General features: G+C 41.7%; 20 protein-coding genes. 11 read left to right on the top strand and 9 right to left on the bottom strand.

Annotation, left to right across the window (positions count from 1 at the left end; translation table 11 throughout):
- Positions 1-392: 392 nt before the first annotated feature.
- Positions 393-791, bottom strand: a complete 399-nt coding sequence (locus V7K30_RS11560) for a peptidoglycan-binding domain-containing protein (RefSeq protein ID WP_334999183.1) — start codon at positions 789-791, stop codon at positions 393-395.
- 1,043 nt (positions 792-1,834) lie between these two features.
- On the opposite strand from V7K30_RS11560, the gene V7K30_RS11555 reads away from it, so the two are divergent.
- Entirely contained in the window at positions 1,835-2,230 is a 396-nt protein-coding gene (locus V7K30_RS11555) for a hypothetical protein (protein WP_334999181.1), read from the top strand.
- 43 nt (positions 2,231-2,273) lie between these two features.
- On the opposite strand, the gene V7K30_RS11550 is transcribed toward V7K30_RS11555, so the two are convergent.
- The 8 genes from V7K30_RS11550 to V7K30_RS11515 form a co-directional block, all read right to left on the bottom strand.
- A complete protein-coding gene (locus V7K30_RS11550) occupies positions 2,274-3,260 on the bottom strand; it encodes a VOC family protein (RefSeq protein ID WP_334999180.1) in 987 nt (328 codons plus the stop codon).
- Between the two features lie 137 nt (positions 3,261-3,397).
- Positions 3,398-4,765: an NAD(P)/FAD-dependent oxidoreductase gene (locus tag V7K30_RS11545; protein ID WP_334999178.1), complete on the bottom strand. Its 1,368-nt coding sequence runs from the start codon at positions 4,763-4,765 to the stop codon at positions 3,398-3,400.
- 53 nt (positions 4,766-4,818) lie between these two features.
- A complete protein-coding gene (locus V7K30_RS11540; RefSeq protein WP_334999176.1) occupies positions 4,819-5,064 on the bottom strand; it encodes a hypothetical protein in 246 nt (81 codons plus the stop codon).
- A 39-nt stretch (positions 5,065-5,103) separates the two neighbouring features.
- A complete protein-coding gene (locus tag V7K30_RS11535) occupies positions 5,104-5,769 on the bottom strand; it encodes a cytochrome c oxidase subunit 3 (protein ID WP_334999174.1) in 666 nt (221 codons plus the stop codon).
- 174 nt (positions 5,770-5,943) lie between these two features.
- Positions 5,944-7,599 (bottom strand): cytochrome c oxidase subunit I, encoded by a 1,656-nt coding sequence (locus V7K30_RS11530; protein WP_334999172.1) that lies wholly within the window; start codon positions 7,597-7,599, stop codon positions 5,944-5,946.
- Positions 7,589-8,512, bottom strand: coding sequence for a cytochrome c oxidase subunit II (locus V7K30_RS11525; RefSeq protein WP_334999170.1), 924 nt, complete (start codon positions 8,510-8,512; stop codon positions 7,589-7,591). Before V7K30_RS11525 ends, V7K30_RS11530 begins: the two co-directional genes overlap by 11 nt.
- 32 nt (positions 8,513-8,544) lie before the next feature.
- Positions 8,545-9,150 (bottom strand): DUF2231 domain-containing protein, encoded by a 606-nt coding sequence (locus V7K30_RS11520; protein ID WP_334999168.1) that lies wholly within the window; start codon positions 9,148-9,150, stop codon positions 8,545-8,547.
- Positions 9,147-9,641: a DUF2231 domain-containing protein gene (locus tag V7K30_RS11515; RefSeq protein ID WP_334999166.1), complete on the bottom strand. Its 495-nt coding sequence runs from the start codon at positions 9,639-9,641 to the stop codon at positions 9,147-9,149. Before V7K30_RS11515 ends, V7K30_RS11520 begins: the two co-directional genes overlap by 4 nt.
- A 778-nt stretch (positions 9,642-10,419) precedes the next feature.
- Here V7K30_RS11515 and V7K30_RS11510 point away from each other — a divergent pair.
- The 10 genes from V7K30_RS11510 to V7K30_RS11465 all read left to right on the top strand — a co-directional run bounded on the left by V7K30_RS11510 (position 10,420) and on the right by V7K30_RS11465 (position 21,141).
- Positions 10,420-11,232: an SDR family oxidoreductase gene (locus V7K30_RS11510; protein ID WP_334999165.1), complete on the top strand. Its 813-nt coding sequence runs from the start codon at positions 10,420-10,422 to the stop codon at positions 11,230-11,232.
- Positions 11,233-11,435: 203 nt separating this feature from the next.
- Positions 11,436-13,556 carry an amylo-alpha-1,6-glucosidase gene (locus V7K30_RS11505; protein ID WP_334999164.1) on the top strand — a complete coding sequence of 707 codons (2,121 nt, stop codon included), beginning with the start codon at positions 11,436-11,438 and terminating at the stop codon, positions 13,554-13,556.
- Between the two features lie 15 nt (positions 13,557-13,571).
- Entirely contained in the window at positions 13,572-14,510 is a 939-nt protein-coding gene (locus V7K30_RS11500) for a cation diffusion facilitator family transporter (RefSeq protein WP_334999163.1), read from the top strand.
- 169 nt (positions 14,511-14,679) lie between these two features.
- Positions 14,680-16,815, top strand: a complete 2,136-nt coding sequence (locus V7K30_RS11495) for a glycoside hydrolase family 15 protein (RefSeq protein WP_334999162.1) — start codon at positions 14,680-14,682, stop codon at positions 16,813-16,815.
- A 78-nt stretch (positions 16,816-16,893) separates the two neighbouring features.
- Positions 16,894-17,076 carry a hypothetical protein gene (locus tag V7K30_RS11490; protein ID WP_334999161.1) on the top strand — a complete coding sequence of 61 codons (183 nt, stop codon included), beginning with the start codon at positions 16,894-16,896 and terminating at the stop codon, positions 17,074-17,076.
- A gap of 103 nt (positions 17,077-17,179) precedes the next feature.
- Complete coding sequence (locus V7K30_RS11485; RefSeq protein ID WP_334999160.1) at positions 17,180-17,782, top strand: DUF4232 domain-containing protein; 603 nt, start codon at positions 17,180-17,182, stop codon at positions 17,780-17,782.
- Positions 17,783-17,897: 115 nt separating this feature from the next.
- Positions 17,898-18,356 (top strand): cupin domain-containing protein, encoded by a 459-nt coding sequence (locus tag V7K30_RS11480; RefSeq protein ID WP_334999159.1) that lies wholly within the window; start codon positions 17,898-17,900, stop codon positions 18,354-18,356.
- Positions 18,357-19,273: 917 nt separating this feature from the next.
- Positions 19,274-19,546, top strand: a complete 273-nt coding sequence (locus V7K30_RS11475) for a hypothetical protein (RefSeq protein ID WP_334999219.1) — start codon at positions 19,274-19,276, stop codon at positions 19,544-19,546.
- Positions 19,547-19,832: 286 nt separating this feature from the next.
- Complete coding sequence (locus V7K30_RS11470; RefSeq protein ID WP_334999158.1) at positions 19,833-20,075, top strand: hypothetical protein; 243 nt, start codon at positions 19,833-19,835, stop codon at positions 20,073-20,075.
- A gap of 124 nt (positions 20,076-20,199) precedes the next feature.
- Positions 20,200-21,141 carry an extracellular catalytic domain type 1 short-chain-length polyhydroxyalkanoate depolymerase gene (locus V7K30_RS11465; protein WP_334999157.1) on the top strand — a complete coding sequence of 314 codons (942 nt, stop codon included), beginning with the start codon at positions 20,200-20,202 and terminating at the stop codon, positions 21,139-21,141.
- Positions 21,142-21,477: the final 336 nt, after the last annotated feature.

Here is a 21,477-nt window from a genome sequence, read left to right as displayed (position 1 = left end):
CGCTTAATTACTTATTAAACCCGAAGAACCCCACCCCGCCAAAGCTACGCTTCGTCTCCCCTCCCGAAGAGCGGGGAGGGGATTAAGGGGTGGGGTGAAATGACTGTGGGAATCATAACTAATTATGCGGACATGATATTACAACAATATTTAAATGCCTGCGAGATAGTCGCAAGCAATATCCAGATAGAAAAGATTGGCTTAATATTTGAAGGCTAGAATTTACTTTCTAGCCTTTTGTATTTAAGGCATTTCAGCAATCAGGATGTGGAGTTAAGCAGGTGCTTTTCCGTTTCTTCATCGTTCTTGCCCATTCTGGCCTTATCTCTATCAAAGTCGCCGCTTTTTTGTAGGTTTACTTGAACTTTAATGAAAAAGTTAAGTAAATCATCTTATCTTAGAGCTGCTAAAGTCCGGTGTCCAATTATTCCGTCTGCTCTTAATCCTTTAGACCTTTGAAATTTCATCACCGCTGAACGTGTCTTGTTATCAAAAACACCATCCGCATTTGCGGTATAGAATCCTTGCTGCTTTAAAGCATTCTGAGCAGTTTTGACTGCTTCTCCCCTGCTGCCTACTGTGAGTGCGTTACTATGGTTGGCCATAGTATTAGACCTGTGCTTGGCATTGTGGACAGCATTAGGCTTTCTCATCATGTTGCCTTGCTGAGTATTTTGTGCGATGTGGGTAGAAGTAGTCGGATTATGGCTTTTATTATTGGTTAAAGAGTAACCAGGCAAAGCAGTAGCTAGAGTCAAAGCAGGAATCAAAGCAAGCACTTTCCAATTCATTTTCTTGTTCCTTCCAATTATGAGAGATTTTGCAATTTTGATTTGAAGAGTCACACTACAAGGACTTGTACCTGATAGTGATTCTCCTCGATCAACTCTGGTGTGGGGATTTGGTATAGAGCTAGCCTATTCCCTACCCCAAAGCTATAGCATCACACGTTATATTGAGAGAGTTATTACAAAAATGTGATAAAAGTGTGACAAGGGCATGACTAATTTATTAAGGATTATGTCGCACAAGCCCATACCTTGATTTCAGAGAATTTATCTAATAACCCTTAGCCTATTCACAGTCTATTTTATTTACTGCTTAACTGTTGATTGCGATCGCAAAGTGTCCCGTAGAGAAGAGAAGCGATCGCGGTTTTAGTTCCTGGTGTATATTCACTGAATGCTCTCATTTTTGGACGATGAATTATCGTTAACACTGCACTGCACCAGATGGGCAATTTAGTGAGAGATAATTGAAAGTATCTCTTCTACGGGAGTAGGTTAGTGATGACCGAGTTACTTGAAAAAGCAATTATAGGAAAATCAATATTAAAACTTGTAGCTAAATCACTTCACCTTCCTTAGTGAAATTAGACTTTGCAGTTGTTAAAATACTAAAAAATAATTTATATTGAATATCATAAACTTAGAGGTTGTTTGAAAAGTGTTTAGCTGTGATTTTAGGCACTTATAGATCCCCCCTAACCCCCATTAAAAAGGCTACGGTGTACACACAAGTCGAAAAAAGCTCGATTTTTCATTTCTCCTTGTTCTCTCGTTCCCATGCAGAGCATGGGAATAGTTGATTAGAGGCTGCTGCCTCCAGTCAGATATTGAGTCAGAGACTCAATGAATGCATTCCTCATGCAGAGCATGGGAACGAGTCAAGCCTAATCAAGCTAGGTTTTTAAGACTTGTGTGTACACAGTAGCCTGAAAAAGGGGGGAACCGGAATCAAAGTCCCCCTTTGTTAAGGGGGATTTAGAGGGATCTAGAACGTTTTGATACCGACAAGGGGACTTTTAAAACATTTTCTTACTGAAAACAAAAGTATGTTGCCCGATCAAAGCAGCTTTGTGACGACTAATAGTGACGGTAAATTACATATTTCAGTCCAATCATTAGCAGAAGCTAAAATAGCGATCAAAGAATTGAAATTAAAAAAGAAAGAGTATTCTTTGAGAAAAAGAGAAATATCTCAACAGCAGAAGACCATTCGTGCAGAATATACTGATAACGTTCGTCAAAGAGGCTCTAAAACCAGAGGTAGTAGTATTATGGGTCGCCTTGCACGAACCTTGCAAACATCGAAGAGTGATGCTGATCGCCGTGCTTTGGCACAACAGCTTGCACCGTTAGAGCAGCAAAAAAATGCTGTTGATGAAAAGATTAATGAAATCGATCAAGTAATTTTAAAAATTGAAAGGTACAGCATTGAAAATTCTTAATCTAATGTGCTTTTGTGATTATCTTAGCCGAGGAATTTAGCCATTATTCTGCAATTAGCAATATTGCATGTCCATCAGGGTCTTTAACTAAACAACCCTGGCTGTAAGGACTTGCACTATCAGTAAACTGCACAAGCCGCGACGATACAAATTGAATCCCATTTTGCCGTAGTATCTCTACTGCCTGCTCAATGTCATTGACAACAAGCTCAATTTGCATGTGTGCAATATCGCAACTTTTCCAGTCACTGGGTATAGGACGACCTTTTCCAGGCACAAGGTAGTCTAGCAATTCAATCCCTAAGCCGCCTTGAGCAGGTCGCAATGATGTAATTCTGACTTCGGCTCCAGGCAAGTTATCCAAGCGAGTTTGGGTTGCACGCCAGTTGAGACTGCGGCTATCAACTTGCATTCCCAGGAGGTCGCGGTAAAAGTGTAGACTCTGCTCAGTGTTAGAAATAGCGATGGCACTATGATCAATTCCCAAAAACAAACGATGTCTAACGACAAGCTGCTGCGCGTCTACGCTTTTCTGATGCCATTTATCTTGTCCTTTCTCGGCAGGAAACCAAATTAGCTCTAAATCATGACCGTCAGGGTCTTTAAACTTGAAGGCGCGGACACCACTAGATGTTTCATTATCAGGTAGGATTGTCTGCGGTGCAACTGAAATGGGTTCAATAGGAAATGAACGCAAGTGAGCATAAGCGCGATCCATATCACTCACCACAATCGCCAGATGTTGAAACCATAAATCATTACTTTGAGAATCTTTTGGGATGGGTTTACCCTGAATATTGAGATACTCCATCAACTCGATAAGTTCATCACCTAGTTGCAAGGTGACAATGCGAATTTTTGCCTCAGTTACGCCTTCCAGGTCGCTGTAATCCTGTCCTTCAACAGTGATGTCGCCAATGAGTTCAAAACCAAGCGCTTCTTTATAGAAATTTAAAGAGCGATCGCAGTTTGTCACCGTTAATCCAATAGCTCGAATTCGTTGTACCTGTACATTGGTTTGACTAGGCATATTCTACAGCCTCTCTACTTACAATAAACTTTCTGTTAAAGGGTATTGGTAATTGGGCACTTCAATTTTGGATTTTAAATTTTGGATTAAATTTCAATCTAAAATCCAAAATCTAAAATCTAAAATTCTTGCTCCCCCTAATCGCTTTTATCCTCATCTCCCAACATTTTCAGTAATTTTCTCGCAGCTAGAATACCCACAACTCCTGCACCGAGTATTTCCACTGCTTGCACCACTTTTTTCCCTACATTTTGAGCGTCGATGTGGTGATGAAAAATCTCTTCATCTACCCATTCGGTTGTAGCTTTAAAATCATGAATTGGTGTTGGCAATAGCGTTAAATAAGTGGCTTGACGGATTAAATGTGCGGGTTCGCCTGCAACTTCAAAAACATTGAGAAGGTTAGCAGCAGCATGATTTACCCCTAATTTCAAAAGGGTTCCACGGATATTAACTTTAACAGGTTTAAGTTCTTCCCCTAGAGCGATCGCTTTCAAATTATGGGCAATATTAGCTCCTTGCTGATAAGCTACTTGGGCGGTAGGCGGTAGGGAATTATCCGGAAGTCCTGCACAATCACCGCCTGCAAAAACTTCTGGAAAGTCCAGCAGTTGCATGGTGGAAGTGACTAGTGGGCGACCTTGATGATCCCGATGCTCTTGGGAAATTGCTAAATCCTTAATCAGTGGATGGACAGAAGTACCAGCTGTCCAGATTGCGGTATGTGTTGCTAATGTCTTAATTTGCTCATTGTGCTTATATTCAATAGCGTTAGGATGAATAGTAGTGACTTTTGCTCCCGTGAGTATTTCAATTGGTATCCGGCGTTTTTGTAATTCTTTCTCAGCAATTGGGCGCAGCGGATTGTTAATATCGTCATTCAGGATTTCTTTGCCATGATTGAGCAATACTATCCGGATTTCACCAGAATTACCTCCCAAAACCTCATACCAATGTGGCAGAAAATCAGCTAAAGTTGCTGCCATTTCTACACCACTAGAACCACCACCAACCACTCCTACTGTGAGCAGTTTCCGGCGTTCTTCTGAATCTTCTGTTTGCACTGCTCGTTGAAAACAGTCGCGTAAATGACGTTCCAGAGCGATCGCATCTGCTTGCGTCCAGAAAGGAAAGGCATTTTCTTTAGCACCCTCAACTTGATGATAAGTAGTAACGCTACCCAAAGCTAATACTAAGTTGCTGTAATTGTAGGAGTTTCCTGAAGCTAATTTGACTTCCCGTTGATGCAAGTCTATCGATTGCACTGCATCTTGAACAAAGATGACACCACTACCTTTAAGTAGTTCCGAAAAGCGCGGGACTACTTGAAAGGTATCCATCTCACCATCGAAATACTCATACAGTAATGGCTTAAAGCAAAAGCGCTCGTTTTTATCAATCAAGATAACAGAGCGAGGATAATGTTTATGAGCTAGGTGTAAGGCTGTAAATAGTCCTGTAAAACCACCGCCGACAATCACAGTTTGATCAACTGGGCTGTTCATATAATCTCTTCCAAATCTTCTGAAATCAGGATGTTCAATTAATTAGGGCTTTCCTAGATGAATAAAAAGAAAGCAATCAAAATAACGCTGAGGAAAAAAGCGAACCCAATAGCATATTCGACTCTGCGACTAAAAAATCCCACCGCAGCAATTAGGGCAATCGCTAGCCCAACAATGCCAATGTATTGCTCTTTTTGTAAACCATGTGCAATTAGTGGGTCTTTACCTGGTGCTGGAGTTTCTTGAACTGTTTTTGGGGCGCGTTCTGAAGCTGGTATTTCTTGCAAGAATAAATTCATAAAATTACTCCTTAAAACACTTGGAATTTCTAAACATTTTTATGCCCGCCAAAGGTAGATAAGCGAGAAAAGGAAGACCCAAACTACATCAACAAAGTGCCAAAATAGAGTAGTCGCACTTGTACCGAAGTGAGTCTTATTATAATTGCCTGGAATGAATGAGCGAATCAGCATAATTATCTGAAGCACAACACCAGCCAAAACGTGTAAACCGTGGAAACCTGTCAGCAAGTAGAATGTGGAACCAACTAATCCTGTAGTGAGCTTGAAATCCAGATTTTTCCACTCAATTAATAGACCAATTAAAAAGTAGGTTCCCATTGCGATCGTTATCAGCCATAGCCAGCGAAATTTCCTGAGTTGATTCCGCTTGAGAGCATTTTCTGCTGGTTGAATAACAAAGCTGCTAGAAAGCAATACTACTGTATTAATAATCACAAGTTTAGACAATTCTGGCCCAGAAATACCGGGTGGTAGCCAGTTGCTAGTATTCAGTCGCAGAGCAACATAAGTAAAGATAAAACTCAAAAAAATGATGCTTTCCGACAACAGGAACACAGTAAACCCGAACATTCCTTTGCCATGATGATCTTCATGACTCCCGCCACCACTTGGCAAGAAACGCTGTAACCAATTTGGTAAGCGTCGCCGCCACCCCTCAAAACGGATCGGACTTTCATCTATATGGATGATGCGACGTTGCATAATTCGTAATTAAAATTCGTCTAATACCGATTATCTGTGAGGTTGCATAGAACCATATTAGGTGTAGGTTGGGTTGAGGAACGAAACCCAACACCAAGAATCCCTGGTTTTGTTGGGTTTCGCAAAGCCTCAACCCAACCTACAAACTTACTTAATTTAAATTGGTTTAACTCATTACTCATCATTATCAGAATTTTCCACGAATGAGTATTTTGGATCGCCATAGTCGTAAGGAGGTCTGTTGACAACAGGAATCTCTTCAAAGTTATCTCGCGGAGGTGGTGAAGAAGTTGTCCATTCCAATCCTGTCGCGTGCCAGGGATTATCAACTGCCCTCGCTCCATATAGCCAGGAACCGACAATATTAGCAATAAATGGCAGGGTGGATGCTCCCAGCAAGAATGACCCAAGGCTAGCGATGACGTTCCAACCCTGATACTGGGGATCGTAGGAGGAAATTCGGCGTAGCATCCCTTGTAAACCTAATGGGTGCATGGAGAAGAAGGTGATATTGGCAGGAATAAAGGTCAACCAGAAATGCAGCTTACCCCAACCTTCGGCGTACATCCTTCCAGTTATCTTGGGAAACCAGAAGTAAATAGCTGCAAAGATTGCCATCGTGATGGTATTAAAAACGATGTAATGGAAGTGACCCACTACAAAGTAAGTATTATTGACGTGGATATCAAATGGCGTGGCAGCAAGCATCACACCAGTGACACCGCCAAAAATAAACATCGCTGCACCTCCCATCGCAAATAGCATTGGTGTCTCTAGGTGCAACTTGCTCCTCCAGATTGTGGCAGTCCAAGCGAATGCTTTAACACCAGTGGGTATGGCAACTAACATTGAGGTGGCCATGAAGGTCATCCGCATCCAGCCGGGGGTAGCACTGGTGAACATGTGATGCACCCAGACGAAAATGCTGACTACAGCAATACCGAAAGAGGCGATCGCAACTGACCGATAGCCAAATAGGGGATTGCGAGAAAAGGCGGGCAAAACCTCCGCAATAATACCGAAGGCTGGTAGTGCCATGATATAAACTGCGGGGTGAGAGTAAAACCAGAATAAATGCTGGTAAATGATCGGATCACCATTTCCCTCAGGTTTAAAAAATTGTGTCCCGAAGGAGAGGTCAAGCAATAGCAGGATCAATGCAGCCGTCAAGGAAGGCAAATTAATCAGCTGCAACAACTGGGCGCTAAAAACTGACCACACAAAGACGGGCATTCGGAAAAATGTCATCCCTGGTGCCCGCATCCAAAAGATAGTGGTGACAAAGTTGACAGCCCCCATAATTGAAGAGATACCTATTAGGACTAGGCTAATTATCCAAATGAATTCACCGTTAATGAACTGATCGCCTGGAACTTGCAGACTAACTGGTGGATAAGACCACCAGCCAGCTTGTGCAGTCCCGTTAGGTAGTAAGAAGCTAGACAGTAGTAGAAGACCGGCTGGTGGCAGAATCCAAAAAGAGATGGCGTTGAGCAGGGGAAAAGCCATGTCCCGCGCTCCAATCATCAGTGGCACTAGGTAGTTAGAAAGACCTGCATTGAAGGGAATAATCCACAGGAAAATCATAATTGTCCCGTGCATGGTGAACAAACCATTGTAGAGGGGGCGGTCAACTAAATTTGATTCCGGGGTGAGCAACTCAGCCCGGATGATCATCGCCAACAGCCCGCCGAGAAGAAAGAAAATAAAGGTCATCACCATGTACTGAACACCGATCACCTTATGGTCAGTGCTGAAGCTGAAATATTCCCGCCAATTATTCTGAGGTTCTCTATCTTTGGCTGTAGCTTCACTTAAATCATGTGTCATTATTTATCTTCCTTTGATTCGCTACAGCAGGTTGAGCAGGTGCAACAGTGTACCAGCCGCTTTTGAATAATGTCTTTGGTGGTTGGATATATTCGGCAACTGCCTGATTTTTAGGGATTTCAGTTTCGCTAGAGACTGTTTGCGTCAGCCACTGATTATACTTATCAAGGGATTCAACGTATACATCTGCCTCCATCAAGGCAAAGTAAGTACCACTGAATTGAGAATCTTTCAGTCGATATTTACCTGGGCGAATAGGTGTTAGTACAATGTCAATCTTGCGCCCTGGAATAATATCTTGCTTTAAGCGAAACTCAGGAACGTAGAAACCGTGGATTACATCCTGGGCTTGCATCTTTAAACGAGTGCTGCGATTGATCGGCAAGTGTAATTCCTTACTGGTAACATTATTTGGATAGCGGAAAGACCAATCCCACTGCTTAACGAAAACATCAATTGTTTCAGACGCAGGTTTGGGAACATCGCTGACGATCGCGGCGTAGGCGGGTGCAGATTCTAGGGGTGTGTGCAAATGCACAATTTGGTTTAGACCGAGAATATTTAATTGCTGATAAATATTGAAGCTTTGAAAGGCAATCCATACTACTAGCAGAGTCGGGGTGGCTGTCCACAATATTTCTAGCCTCCCATCACCTCTAGAAGGGTGTCCCTCGCTGTAGTCTTCCGGGCGGGCGCGATGGAATACTATGGCATACACGATAACGCCAACCAGCCCAAGCAAGATGAATGCTCCAATTGAGACTAAAAAGCTAAATAAATCATCTACTCGTTGTGCTTCTGCTGTAGCCTGGGGAGGCATCCAAGAAAACGCCTGCTGCCCAATCCACCGACTGACAATAAGCAGCACTGCTACATAAACCGCTATTAGTACATATTCAAAAACACTAAACATCACAATCTCATGTAAGAGTACTTCCCGCTTGATTATTTGAGTAGTAAATTTGGATTTTTACCTTCTTGGAGTAACTTCGCAGCAGTAACGTGAATTCCAAACTCCTCTCCCAATTGCGCCCCCAAAGTTCCGTGAACGAATAATATTGCCAGTATCGCCATGCCTGCTAACAAGTAACTCCACTGCACCTGCCTGGAAGCATCCTTGCGCCAGCGATAGCGTTGCAAACCTCTCCATACAGTCATGGCTGCGATCGCCCCCAATAGCAAAACGCCACCCAAACCATGCAAAAGCATCGTCCAACCAGCAGTTAACCCCCAAACGCTCTTTTGATCAACTGGTGGATTTGCTAGCAGTAGCTCAAAAAAACCAGCTGCAACTGTGAAAAAGGTGATAAAAGCTGCTCCTATGAGATTGTACCAGCCGACATCAAAAAAACCAGAACGGAGGGCAGGCAGACCTAAAAATTTGAAGATTGGTTTTTCTAAAGCAAAAAGCGCTCCTGCAATATCAAAAATGATCGCAAGAATGAACAAACCCAATGTTAGATGCACTAGTTGCGGATGTATCGGAATCTCGTAAGGTAATCCGTTAGCACTTAGCCTCAATCTCAACTGGTCAATTAGTTGCCAGTTCATGGCGAAACTCCCTGCTTCATCGCTTGCACAACTGGCTCGATGTGTAACCCGTACACCCAAACTAGCTTACTCCCTAGATAGACTTGCAAGCACACTAAGCAGACTAAAAAGGTTGCAGCACCCAGGTAAACAGGCGGTATTTTTCGGGGACTGCGATCGCGAATCACGAAACGCCAAGCTGTAATGGCGACGACAATAGCCGCCAGTGACCAACCCATAACCGTATGAAAATTCAGTGTTGGTTGAACTGCTGGGTAGATGTTCGCCAGACCTGCTTCAAACTGACCAAAAATCACCGCTAAAAAGATGGCTGCTGAGGCAACAAACATATTCCAAAAACTCACCTCAAACAAACGCACGTTGCGGGTGAAATAGCCCAGGACATCGCACACGAAAGAAAAAAGCACCATCGCGATTACGAAGTGGACAATGATCGGGTGTAGAGGGTCAGGGTATGGTAAATTTTGGTTATTCAGAGATAGACCAGGCATCGCTTTCTCCTTCATGGGTCTAAGTATGTAGATGCGTTGTATGGAATTGCCATTCACCTAATGCACCATTCATATTGTCAAGAATACTGCTAATAACGCCACAGCTAAACCTCTTAAAAAACATTGAAAATTTGCGATGGACTTAAATTTTGAAAGTAACTTTTCAAATAAAAAACTTTTTCATTTACATACAAGTTTTTAGTAACTATTTTTTCGCTATATCAAAACTTGCTAAACTAACCACAATTTTAATTTATATTATATTCAAATTTACATTTGTACAAAATAGTCGGTTATTGTTGATTAAATTGGCTATTTGACAATAGCCAATTTAATCAGATACTTTCGAGGCGGCTAAAAATGCCTTAACCTTTACATGGTTCTCTTCTTTAGGTCATTTAGATTGATTTAACTAAGAATTTTACTTTAACTAATAACCCAAGTTGCTCTGAATATACCATAAATCTTTCTTGAAATTGATATGAGCTTTAAAATTACAACTTTACAAATCTTAAAAATAAAGACATGCTGTTGTCACATAAATGACAAATAATTGAAATATTAGTCAGTAAAAAAATATACTGTTTATCTTTCTCTGGATAGATTAGGAAAAGACTAGAGAGTTCTTAAAATAAGAAAAAGTTTTGCTTTTTTAATTGAAAATTTACCGATTTGACAATCTAAATTATCAAGTAATACTACGCCCAGAAAGCAAAAATATCATGCAAGTCTTCAGATTCTTGCAACAAATGCAAGTTTTAAAAGTATCGAAACCATTATGAGCTATTCCCCTAACCTGCTCAAAGGTCAAAAAGCACTTGTGACGGGTGCTAGTTCTGGCATTGGTGAAGCGATCGCTCGCTATTTAGCTTTATCAGGCGCAGCAGTAGCTGTCAACTATCATTCTGAAGCTGAAGAAGCCCAAAAAGTTGTCGATGATATCAAGGCGACTAACGGTGAAGCATTTGCCATTCAAGCCGATGTCAGCAAAGAAGACCAAGTAAAGACAATGTTCAGCAAAACGCTCCAAGAATTTGGCACTATTGATATTTTAGTAAGTAATGCGGGCATTCAAAAAGACTCAGCATTTATAGATATGACCCTCGACCATTGGAACATGGTCATTGGAATAAACCTGACAGGGCAATTCTTGTGTGCGCGAGAAGCTGCAAAGGAGTTCCTGCGTCGAGGTGTGAAGCCTGATATTTCATCTGCGGCAGGTAAGATTATTTGCATGAGTTCCGTGCATCAAGTCATACCTTGGGCAGGTCATGTTAATTATGCTACTAGTAAAGGTGGTATTAATATGATGATGCAAAGTATTGCTCAAGAACTTGCTCCCCACAAAATTCGCGTCAATAGTATTGCCCCCGGTGCTATCAAAACCCCAATCAATAAATCAGCTTGGGACACACCAGAAGCAGAAGCAAAATTACTAAAACTAATTCCGGCAAAGCGGGTGGGTGATGTTGAAGATATAGCCAAAGCAGCGGTTTGGCTAGCTTCTGATGACTCTGATTATGTCAACGGTACAACACTGTTTGTAGATGGTGGTATGACCTTATATCCAGGGTTTGAGGGTAATGGTTAAAATAATTCGTAATTCGTAATTAATAAAGTCACATTTAGTCTGGGTTTTTAGATTTATATTTGTAGTCTCATTTCGGAAAATTAGTATGACACAAAATTGGCAAAGGCACTATTGTTTGAGGAAAAAGGAAAATCTTAAAAACACTCTTTGATAAGCTTTTCAAAGTGTGTATTAATTACGAATTACGAATTAGTATGACTTCTATGCTCACAAAAGTTATTGTCAATCCTAATCTGATCACAATTAACGATGGTTCCTCCTTTTTAGTCACAGCTAGCGATGGTTCCATCGACGATAATCAAGCCCAAGGTTTTTTTGTTCGTGATACACGCTTAATTTCTTATTACGAAATTTCTCTGAATCGTTATCAACTTTTATTACTAGCTTCTAGTAACATCACGCATCATAGTGCGCTTTACCAATTTACAAACCCGCAACTTCGTACAGTCAAGGGCATTTTACCTGATGGTAGTTTGCTTGTAACCATCAGGCGCGACATTGTAGGAGGGATGCACGAAGATATCGATATCACCAACCATCACTTAGAAGCAGTTGAATTTCAATTAATGCTGGCGATTCGTTCGGATTTTGCGGATATCTTTGAGGTGAAAGCAAAGAATATTCTGGCACGGGGAGAGACAGCAACAATATGGAAAGATGGAATACTTTCTACCGAGTACCGTAACGGTTCTTTTGTCCGAGGCATTGTAACTGAGACAGTTTGTGCAAGTTCAACAGCAAGATATGCAAACGGTCGTTTGATGTTTGATGTAGCGATCGCTCCTGGTGAAACATGGCATACCTGTATCAATTTTACAGCCAGAGCCAACGAAAATATCCTCAAACCTCAACAAACTTGTACTCTGTCTCACAATACAAAAGCTGGAAAGATCAGCGATGAATTTCTGACTAATGCCACAAAGTTGCGATCGTCTAATGCTGAGATTCAAGGATTTTATCAGCAAGCGATCGTTGATATGGGAGCGTTGCGGATTGAGGTAGATGATAACGGGCATCAGTTTTGGATGCCTGCTGCTGGTATTCCCTGGTTTATGGCTGTCTTTGGCCGGGACTCAATTATTGCCAGCTTGCAAACGATGGCAGTTTACCACGATTTTGCCCGTGGTACGCTTATAAGATTGGCTCAACTACAGGCAACTGAGTTAGATGACTGGCATGATGCTCAACCAGGCAAAATGCTGCATGAATTGCGTGATGACGAGTTAACTAAAATCAAGCAACTTCCATACAATCCCTACTACGGCACAGTAGATACCACTATTCTCTGGATTATTACTTTAGCTGAAACCTATTCTTGGAACGCTGACCTCACTATGTTGGATGAGTGTCGATCGCCATTAGATAAGGCACTAAAGTGGATTGATGAATACGGCGATTTTGATGGGGATGGGTTTGTTGAGTACTTAACTCATTCGTCAAAAGGTTTACGCAATCAAGCTTGGAAAGATTCAGGTGACTCAATGGTTTATCCAAATGGCCAGTTAGTTGAGCCGCCAATTGCCCTATGTGAGGTACAAGGCTACGTCTACGATGCTTGGCTAAAAGCAGCTTTAATTTACGAAGTCTGGGGAGAAAAAGAGCGATCGCAAAAGCTACGTGAAAAAGCAGAGTCACTTTATCAACGATTCAATGAACAATTCTGGATGGAATCAGAAGGCTTTTACTGTCTTGGTTTAGATAACAACAAACAGCAAATCCAATCGATTACCTCAAATCCTGGGCATCTATTATGGTCTGGTATCGTCCCTAAAGAACGAGCGAAAAAGCTGGTTAAGCGACTTTTTCAACCAGATATGTGGTGTGGTTGGGGTGTGCGGACTCTTTCAGCCCAAAATCCAGCTTATAACCCGATTAGTTATCAACGGGGAAGTGTTTGGCCGCACGACAATTCTATTATTGCCGCTGGCTTAAAGCGTTACGGCTACCACGAAGAAGCAAACCGCATCGCTGAGGGTATTTTTGCTGCTGCTAATTATTTTCAATCTGGACGAATGCCAGAATTGTTTGCCGGAATTGAACGTCAAAATGATAACTTTCCAGTCCCCTACCCAGACGCTAATATACCCCAAGCTTGGGCTGCTGGTTCAATTTTCTTACTTATTCGTACCATTTTAGGACTTAAAGCCGATGCCTCAAAACAACAGTTAAAAGTACAGCCCTCACTCCCAGATTGCTTGCCAGATTTAGAACTCACAAATTTGTCCGTGGGAGACGCTACGGTTGGATTACGCTTTTGGCGCGATCGCGAACAAACCCAATGGGAAGTTACCCATCTGGATGGTGAATTAGAAGTTTCTGGATAATTGTTATTTACTCTTATGGCATCTGATTCATCTAATAAAACTATATTTGCGGCGATGGGGGCTAACTTAGCGATCGCTATTACTAAATTTATCGCCGCCTCCATTACTGGCAGTTCCGCCATGATATCTGAAGGTATTCATTCGGTGGTAGATACTGGCGATCAACTGGTACTTTTGCTGGGAATTCGCCGGAGTCAAAAGCCAGCAGATGATAGCCATCCTTTTGGTTACGGTCAAGAACTTTATTTCTGGACTTTCATCGTTGCTATCCTCATCTTTGCCATTGGTGGCGGTATGTCAATTTATGAAGGAATCACTCATTTAATTAATCCCAGCCCTTTAGAAGATCCAAAATGGAATTATATTGTGTTAGGTATGGCAATATTATTGGAGGGTTTTTCTTGGACTGTAGCTTTAAGAGAGTTTTTGCCGACCAAGGGTAAACAAAATTTCTGGCAAGCAATTAAAAACAGTAAAGATCCCACAGTATTTACAATATTATGTGAAGATTCTGCTGCAATTTTAGGTTTACTTGTTGCCTTAATAGGAATCTTCTTAGGACATTTATTTAATAATGTTTATTTTGATGGCATTGCCTCGATTATTATTGGCATTATCTTGGCTATAGTAGCAGTGATATTAGCAAGAGAAAGTAAAGGATTATTACTTGGTGAAAGTGCTAACCCTCAAACTATAGCTAATATCCGTTATTTATCAAAAACAGAACCAGGAGTCAAAGAAGTTATCCGTGTGCTAACAATGCAGCTTGCTCCACAGGAAGTATTACTCAACTTAGAAATTCAATTTTCTCAAAATCTTACAGGTGAGGAAATAGCTTTAACTGTAGAAAGCTTAGAAGTAAAAATTAGCCAAAAACATCCTGAAATAAAACAAATTTTTATTGAAGCGAAATCCTTAACTGCCGCTCGCAAATCTTCTCAAGCTTCGCAATAATTTTTTAATCAGATAAATATAGGACTTACGCAAAACCACACGCTGTAGGGGCAATTCAAGAATTGCCCTAAGAAGAAAATATTTCTTTTCGGCTATTATTTGCGTAAGTCCTGAAATATCAACTACAGCATTTTCAAATAGTACTTAAAGCTGATCAGCACAATAAATTATGGTAGAGATTATTGCTCAAGGACAAGCTTTTGGCTCACCAGGTATCGAACCTCGATGGACTCATGCCAATAAAGATGGAGTTGGAACAGCTTACTCTACCTCCAGTAAGATTTGGTTTACTATCTGGAGCGGTATTGTCACTGAAATCTACCATCCTACAGTAGATAAACCCCAAGTTCGGGATTTACAGTATCTAATTTCTGATGGAAAAAGCTTTTTTCACGAAGAGAAACGCCATCTCGAATCAAAAATTGAACCGATGTGGACTTACGGTTTGGGATACCGCATTACTAATTCCGATCCCGAAGGGCGCTATACAATCATCAAGGAAGTTATTGCTGACCCGCATTTCTCCTGTATCTTACAGCACACAAAAATCACAGGAAAGCGCGATTTTATCTCTCAACTCCAGCTATATGCTTTATGTGCGCCGCATCTGGAAGTTGGAGGTAGAGGTAACAATGGTTACGTTATAGAAGTTGCTGGGCATCACATTCTAACGGCCGAGAAAGATGGAACATGGCTAGCGCTGGGTGCAACAGTTCCTTTTAGCCGTCTTTCCTGTGGCTACGTCGGTGAAAGTGATGGCTGGACAGATTTAGCTGATAATTTCCAGATGGATTGGGAATTTGGTCAGGCTGTGAATGGCAATATTAGTCTGACAGGAGAAATAAATTTGGATGGTGGTGACGAGTTTACTTTAGGACTGGCATTTGGCAGCAATCTGCACAATGCGGTTTCTACACTATTTCAGTCGCTGAATATTCCTTTTGAACAGCAGAAGCAACAATACAACGAACAGTGGAAGCGATCGCGCCGCAATATCCGACCCCTAGAAGATGTTTCTTATGACGAAGGTAAGTTGTATCACAGCAGCATTAGTTTGCTTTTAGCACATGAAGACAAAGCTTATCCAGGTGCTTTAATCGCCTCCCTTGCCATCCCTTGGGGTGAAGCTAAAGACGACCAAGAGCAAGGAGGATATCATCTAGTCTGGACGCGGGATATGGTTAGCAGTGTAGCAGGTTTGGTGGCTGCTGGTGAAACTCAAACAGCAGTGCGATCGCTCATTTATCTCGCCACTAGTCAGCAGGAAGATGGCGGTTTTGCCCAAAATTTCTGGGTTGATGGTAAACCTTACTGGAAAGGTATCCAGCTTGATGAGGTGGCATTTCCTATACTGTTAGCATGGCTACTGCACCAGCAGAATACTTGCTTAAACTTCGATATCTATCCGATGGTTCTGCGGGCGGCGGGTTATTTAATTCGTCGCGGCCCGGCTACCCAACAAGAACGCTGGGAAGAAAATAGCGGTTATTCACCATCAACACTAGCATCCAATATTGCCGCCTTAATCTGTGCTGCTCAATTTGCTCGTGAACGTGGGGATGAAGCAACAGCAAACTTTATAGAAGAATACGCGGATTTTTTAGAATCTCACATCGAAGCTTGGACTGTTACTACTGAAGGAACTTTAGTTCCTGGCATCAAACGGCATTATATCCGAATTACTCCTTCAGATATTAATAATCCTCAACCTAACGAAAATCCTAACCAAGGAACTCTTTTGATCAGCAGCCAACCTCCTGGTGAACCGGCAGAATTTCCAGCCAAAGAAATTGTCGATGGCGGGTTTCTGCAATTGGTGCGCTATGGAATTCGTAAAGCTGATGACCCGATTATTGTTGATTCTGTCAAAGTAATTGATGCAGTCTTGAAAGTAGATACACCCGTTGGGCCTTGTTGGCATCGTTACAACCATGACGGCTACGGTCAGCAAGAAGATGGCAATGCGTACACGGCTTGGGGTAAAGGACGGGTTTGGCCTCTCTTAACAGGAGAACGAGGACATTATGAATTAGCTGTTGGCGGTGATGTCAAAACATATATTAAGGCAATGGAAGAATTTGCTTCAAACACTTGTTTGCTACCAGAACAGGTTTGGGATGAAGCAGATAGACCGGATATCCATATGTGTTTAGGAAAACCAACAGGTTCTGCGATGCCTTTAATGTGGGCCCACTCGGAATATATTAAGCTGCTACGGTCAAATCATGACGATCAGGTATTTGATTTGATTCCAGAGGTGGCGAATCGATATCTAGGCGAAAGACAAGAATGTAAATCATTGTAAATTTGGAAGTTTAACCGGCAAGTAGACAAAGTTAAAAAAGGTTATACACTGCGAATTCACGCTTTAGCATCTTTTCAGTTGCACTGGTCAGATGATAATTGGCAAACCGGAGAAGATACGCCTTCTACTTCCACCAAGTTAGGAGTCAATTTTGTAGATATCTCTGTTTCTGATCACCAGCAACAGCCAATCAGCTTTACTTTTTTCTGGATTGAAAGTAGTAAATGGGAACAGCGCAATTATACGGTTGTAGTTGAGTAGCAGTAATTAGCTTTCATCTTTTCATTAAAGACAATTAGGAATTGGTACAGTTTATCCGGTAGTTAATAACATGAAACGAGCGATCTAATTTTTGAGGCATAAAATGAAATCTTTCTCCAAAGTTCACAGATTATTAGCTACTTGTAGTGCCAGTACATTCCTGATTCTCATCGCACTGACCATTGGCTGTGCAAATTCCTCTTTAGCCACGAGACAGCAACAACCAAATCCAGCAACTAGAGAGCGTTCTAGCCCACAAACCAATGTCGCCTCTAATCCTGCACGTTGCCAAACTGAACAATTATCAGTACGTAAGGTGTCTGGAGATGCAGGTGTGGGAAATGTCGCAATTATTTATGCTTTCACTAATAACGGCTCATCGCCCTGTAATCTTTATGGATATCCTGGATTCGCGTTGCTAAACTCCAAAAATCAGCCTCTAAAGGGGGTTAGGGTCATCCGTTCTCAAGGCACATACTTCTTAACTAAGCAGTCTCCACAAAAGGTGACTCTAGCCCCAGGTGGGCAAGCCTCATTTGAGATTGCTTACAACCACACCAGAGATGTTGGTCAGTCGTGCCCGACATCTGTGAAGGTTCAAATTACGCCCCCAAATGCCTACCACCACTTCACCCTCCCTGAAAAAATTAACGCTTGCACAGGTCAAGTCAGAGTTACGCCAGTACAAGCAGGCATTATCCAATAGTAGCGATCGCTGCGATCGCCTCCGACACAGAGAAACTCATGCACCATGACTCTGTTTCGATTGACTTATTGGAGATTTTTGTAAGATAACCGCACAATTAAGGAGAGCCATTTTTATGCAGAATAATTCCTCACCCAAGCCGACAATTGACTACTGGCACGTCTGGACTGACCACGACGGTATAAGTCACCAGTCCCGTTGCCAAATTGAGGATTTCATCGAAAAAGGCATAGCCCCAGATACCTCGCCGCAGTGGCTTTCTAATTTGAAGCAGTCTGGTGCCACAATCACCTTTACTGTGCTACCCGTGGGATGGGTTGGCAACTGGCATGAGAACCCGAAGCCCCAGTGGGTCATCCCTCTGTCGGGACGCTGGTTTGTGGAGACTATGGACGGCCAGCGAGTCGAGATGGGCCCTGGCGAAATTTCATTTGGAGAAGACCAAGGTACAAAAGCGGACGCGCAAGGTAATAAAGGTCACTTATCTGGAACAGTAGGCGATGCGCCAGCTGTTTTGATAATGGTGCAACTTGAAGAGACTCCGACTATAGAGCAATCCTGTCGCTTTAAGTAAGGTTTGCTCAAAACGACCAGGGTTTATTCTACTGTCCAAATGCCAGATAGCATATCTATTACCACTTAAGAGGATGTTTTAAAAGTCCCCTTGTCGGTATCAAAACGTTCTAGATCCCTCTAAATCCACGCCACTTGCTTCACTTGGGGAGACCCCAGACGCTCGTAAGCATTGCGTTAGCGACGTAGGAGCGTCTGACTCGCTACCGCTTTTAGCGTCTCTCCTTCTCCCAAAGGGCTACGGTGTACACACAAGTCCTAAAAACCTAGCTTGATTAGGCTTGACTCGTTCCCATGCTCTGCATGAGGAATGCATTCATTGAGTCTCTGACTCAATATCTGACTGGAGGCAGCAGCCTCTAATCAACCATTCCTAGCTTTGCATGGGAACGAGAGAACAAGGAGAAATGAGAAATCGAGCTTTTTTCGACTTGTGTGTATACCGTAGCCCAAAGGGAGAGGCTAGCGCCCGCCGTAGGATGCCCGAAGGGCTGTAGGGAGAAGACCGCAGTGGCTCCCCTTCAAAAGAGGGACTTTGATTCCAGTTCCCCCCTTAAAAAGGGGGGTTAGGGGGGATCTATAAGTGCCTAAAATCACAGCTAAACACTTTTCAAACTCTAAGATGAGTAACTAGCAACTTGGGTTAATACAGTGATGAAATATGCTCACAATCGCTCCAAATTGCATTCATCCGATGACAGATATATTGGCGGATTTCGTGTGACTATGCCTATCAATATAGTCATATATGAATATGCTTTACCGCTCTTATCTCAGCAATTAGATGCTTGAAAATAGATTTGCCTGAATGTTTTAATGTTATTAAATAATTTGCAATTAAATCTCAGCCTATTCTCAATAGGTTACTCGATAATTTTTGTAAGTTAATAAATTTTAGCCCAGTGGCAATTTCAAATGATGGAAAATACATTAGTTGATAAAACCTTCCGTGATAGCAATGGCAAAATTGTTTTAGCTCAGATGCCAAACCTACCGCTCATTTTTTGGGTAGTGGCTAGTTTACTATCTCTTATTTTTACAAGCGGTAAAATCAATATAGTGTTAGACATACTGGCAAATGGCTCCTTGTTTACTTGGGCGTGGCTGGAATTATTTCAAGGCGTTAATTATTTTCGGAGAGCGCTAGGTCTTGCCGTATTTATTGGTATTATCGCCTCAAAAATTCAGTAATTACAGAAAAGTCAGTAACAAATAATACAAAATACAATAGATGTTGGCGAACACCTCTTTTTTGTCCAAAGTTCAAAATATGACTAAAGTCATACTGGAATTATGACTTTATTCCACTGTGTCTTCTTATTTAATGTTTTAAACTTAGAACAATACAGCAAATCAATCAAGTCGTGTAACAACTAAAGCTTATTATAATCCTAAAGGTTAGGTAAGAAGATATGTTCACAAATTATTGAGAAATGCTGTATAAAAATCAAGCAAATTAATTGATAGAGATTTGAACATGAAACGTCTTCTTTTAGGTACATTACTTGCTCTCCCATTTGCAATTTCTTCCTTACCATCACAGGCATCGGCAGCAGAAATCATTGTCAGACCCAACGGCCATGAAGTTGCTGTTGTGCGTAAACCTCTTATTGCCCGATATCACCAGAAGTTAATTCCTGCCCATTGGGAAACAGTACGACGTCATGGCAGGTTGGTTAAGGTTCGAGTTCCTGCTCATTTTGTAAAAGTAAGAGTTTAATATCTCTAATAGAGACTAACAACCCTACTTGAGTTGTTAGTCTCTATTAAGTAAAACTTGGCTGGAAAATAAATAAGATTTATAAAGTGAATGAAAGTATCTTAAGCGAATCAATTTAAATAACATGAATATATATCTAAATCATCAATTATTTAAAAAACTTATTATATTTCTCCTGACAATTACTTTAGTAACAGCCTGCAATTCCATTCAGGCTGAAGAAAGAAATACAGCTAAAGAAAAAATCGTGAGTGGTGATAATTATGGAGAGCTAGATGACCAAGGAAAGTTACGTACTTACTATTTTTACACTCCAAAATCTTATAATCCCGACCGCCCAATGCCCTTACTTTTAGTGTTTCATGGGGATGATGGTAGTGGTAAGTCTATAAGTAATGTAACTCGCTTCAATGAATTAGCAGAGCAAAAAGGATTTATTGTAGTTTATCCAAATGGAATTGACCAAAAATGGAGCCTTAGAGGTAACGCCCAAGGAAAGGTAGATGATGTTTTGTTTGTCAGTGCTTTGATTGATCATCTTCAAGAACAAATCAATATTGATAGTCATAAAGTTTATGCCACCGGTTTTTCTAGAGGTGCAATACTTACCCAAGCACTGGCTTGTAAGTTACCTGATAAAATTGCTGGTTTTGCATCAGTAGCTGGTTCGCTGCCAGTTAGACTCAAACCTAATTGCCAGCCTCAAACTCCCATATCGATGTTAATGATCAACGGTACAAACGATCGCGATGTACTTTATGAAGGTGATGAGCACACTCAACTCCGAGCGCTGGTTTCTATCTCAGACATGGTAGATTTTTGGCGATCGCACGATCAATGTACCTCATCGAAGGAATCTTTGCAGTTTTCTAAAGCTCAAGTGAAAACCTCTCTCTACACAGCTTGTAGTGGCAACTCAGAAGTCTGGCAGCTAGCGGTAGTAAACGGCGGACATTTCTGGCCTGGTGGTTCTTCAACTGACGAGAGCCTAAATAAATTCAATGCTAAACTGGGGCTGAATGCCAGTGAAACAATTTGGAACTTTTTTCAACGTCACAGTCAGTAGACCGAAAAATTTTCAACGAAGGCGATCGCGCTCATAAAACCTGTCCCCGCTGCCTGAAGAAATAGGACTTTACACCTGCAACAGGCAAGCCCTAGCTGAAATACTGTGAGTAACGGGACTTGCAGTTTGTACCAGTATCGAGGATTCTGCGCTCAAGTCAAACCAGCTAGCAACTCTCATATCATCTCAGCCAAATTACCCATAATAAAAGAACCCCACCCCTAACCCCTCCCCGCTCTTCGCTATCCATTACCCGGATCTTTCTTAACAAACAGATAAAATACTTAAAATTAAAGCGAAACGGTTGATAGGTATAGTTTTGAGGGGAAGTAGAGT

It is taken from the genome of Nostoc sp., from assembly GCF_036917655.1.
GTDB lineage: Bacteria > Cyanobacteriota > Cyanobacteriia > Cyanobacteriales > Nostocaceae > Nostoc.
Note: the sequence above shows the minus strand (reverse complement) of the source record. Positions and strands in the feature narration are given on the sequence as shown.

Bases quoted from the DNA above. Each gene is read 5' to 3' on its own strand.
- V7K30_RS11465 (WP_334999157.1), top strand. From the start codon at position 20,200: ATGAATATATATCTAAATCATCAATTATTTAAAAAACTTATTATATTT.
- V7K30_RS11500 (WP_334999163.1), top strand. From the start codon at position 13,572: ATGGCATCTGATTCATCTAATAAAACTATATTTGCGGCGATGGGGGCT.
- V7K30_RS11520 (WP_334999168.1), bottom strand. From the start codon at position 9,150: ATGAACTGGCAACTAATTGACCAGTTGAGATTGAGGCTAAGTGCTAAC.
- V7K30_RS11530 (WP_334999172.1), bottom strand. From the start codon at position 7,599: ATGACACATGATTTAAGTGAAGCTACAGCCAAAGATAGAGAACCTCAG.
- V7K30_RS11485 (WP_334999160.1), top strand. From the start codon at position 17,180: ATGAAATCTTTCTCCAAAGTTCACAGATTATTAGCTACTTGTAGTGCC.
- V7K30_RS11555 (WP_334999181.1), top strand. From the start codon at position 1,835: ATGTTGCCCGATCAAAGCAGCTTTGTGACGACTAATAGTGACGGTAAA.
- V7K30_RS11470 (WP_334999158.1), top strand. From the start codon at position 19,833: ATGAAACGTCTTCTTTTAGGTACATTACTTGCTCTCCCATTTGCAATT.
- V7K30_RS11495 (WP_334999162.1), top strand. From the start codon at position 14,680: ATGGTAGAGATTATTGCTCAAGGACAAGCTTTTGGCTCACCAGGTATC.
- V7K30_RS11510 (WP_334999165.1), top strand. From the start codon at position 10,420: ATGAGCTATTCCCCTAACCTGCTCAAAGGTCAAAAAGCACTTGTGACG.
- V7K30_RS11505 (WP_334999164.1), top strand. From the start codon at position 11,436: ATGCTCACAAAAGTTATTGTCAATCCTAATCTGATCACAATTAACGAT.
- V7K30_RS11535 (WP_334999174.1), bottom strand. From the start codon at position 5,769: ATGCAACGTCGCATCATCCATATAGATGAAAGTCCGATCCGTTTTGAG.
- V7K30_RS11560 (WP_334999183.1), bottom strand. From the start codon at position 791: ATGAATTGGAAAGTGCTTGCTTTGATTCCTGCTTTGACTCTAGCTACT.
- V7K30_RS11480 (WP_334999159.1), top strand. From the start codon at position 17,898: ATGCAGAATAATTCCTCACCCAAGCCGACAATTGACTACTGGCACGTC.
- V7K30_RS11550 (WP_334999180.1), bottom strand. From the start codon at position 3,260: ATGCCTAGTCAAACCAATGTACAGGTACAACGAATTCGAGCTATTGGA.
- V7K30_RS11515 (WP_334999166.1), bottom strand. From the start codon at position 9,641: ATGCCTGGTCTATCTCTGAATAACCAAAATTTACCATACCCTGACCCT.
- V7K30_RS11525 (WP_334999170.1), bottom strand. From the start codon at position 8,512: ATGTTTAGTGTTTTTGAATATGTACTAATAGCGGTTTATGTAGCAGTG.
- V7K30_RS11545 (WP_334999178.1), bottom strand. From the start codon at position 4,765: ATGAACAGCCCAGTTGATCAAACTGTGATTGTCGGCGGTGGTTTTACA.
- V7K30_RS11540 (WP_334999176.1), bottom strand. From the start codon at position 5,064: ATGAATTTATTCTTGCAAGAAATACCAGCTTCAGAACGCGCCCCAAAA.
- V7K30_RS11475 (WP_334999219.1), top strand. From the start codon at position 19,274: ATGGAAAATACATTAGTTGATAAAACCTTCCGTGATAGCAATGGCAAA.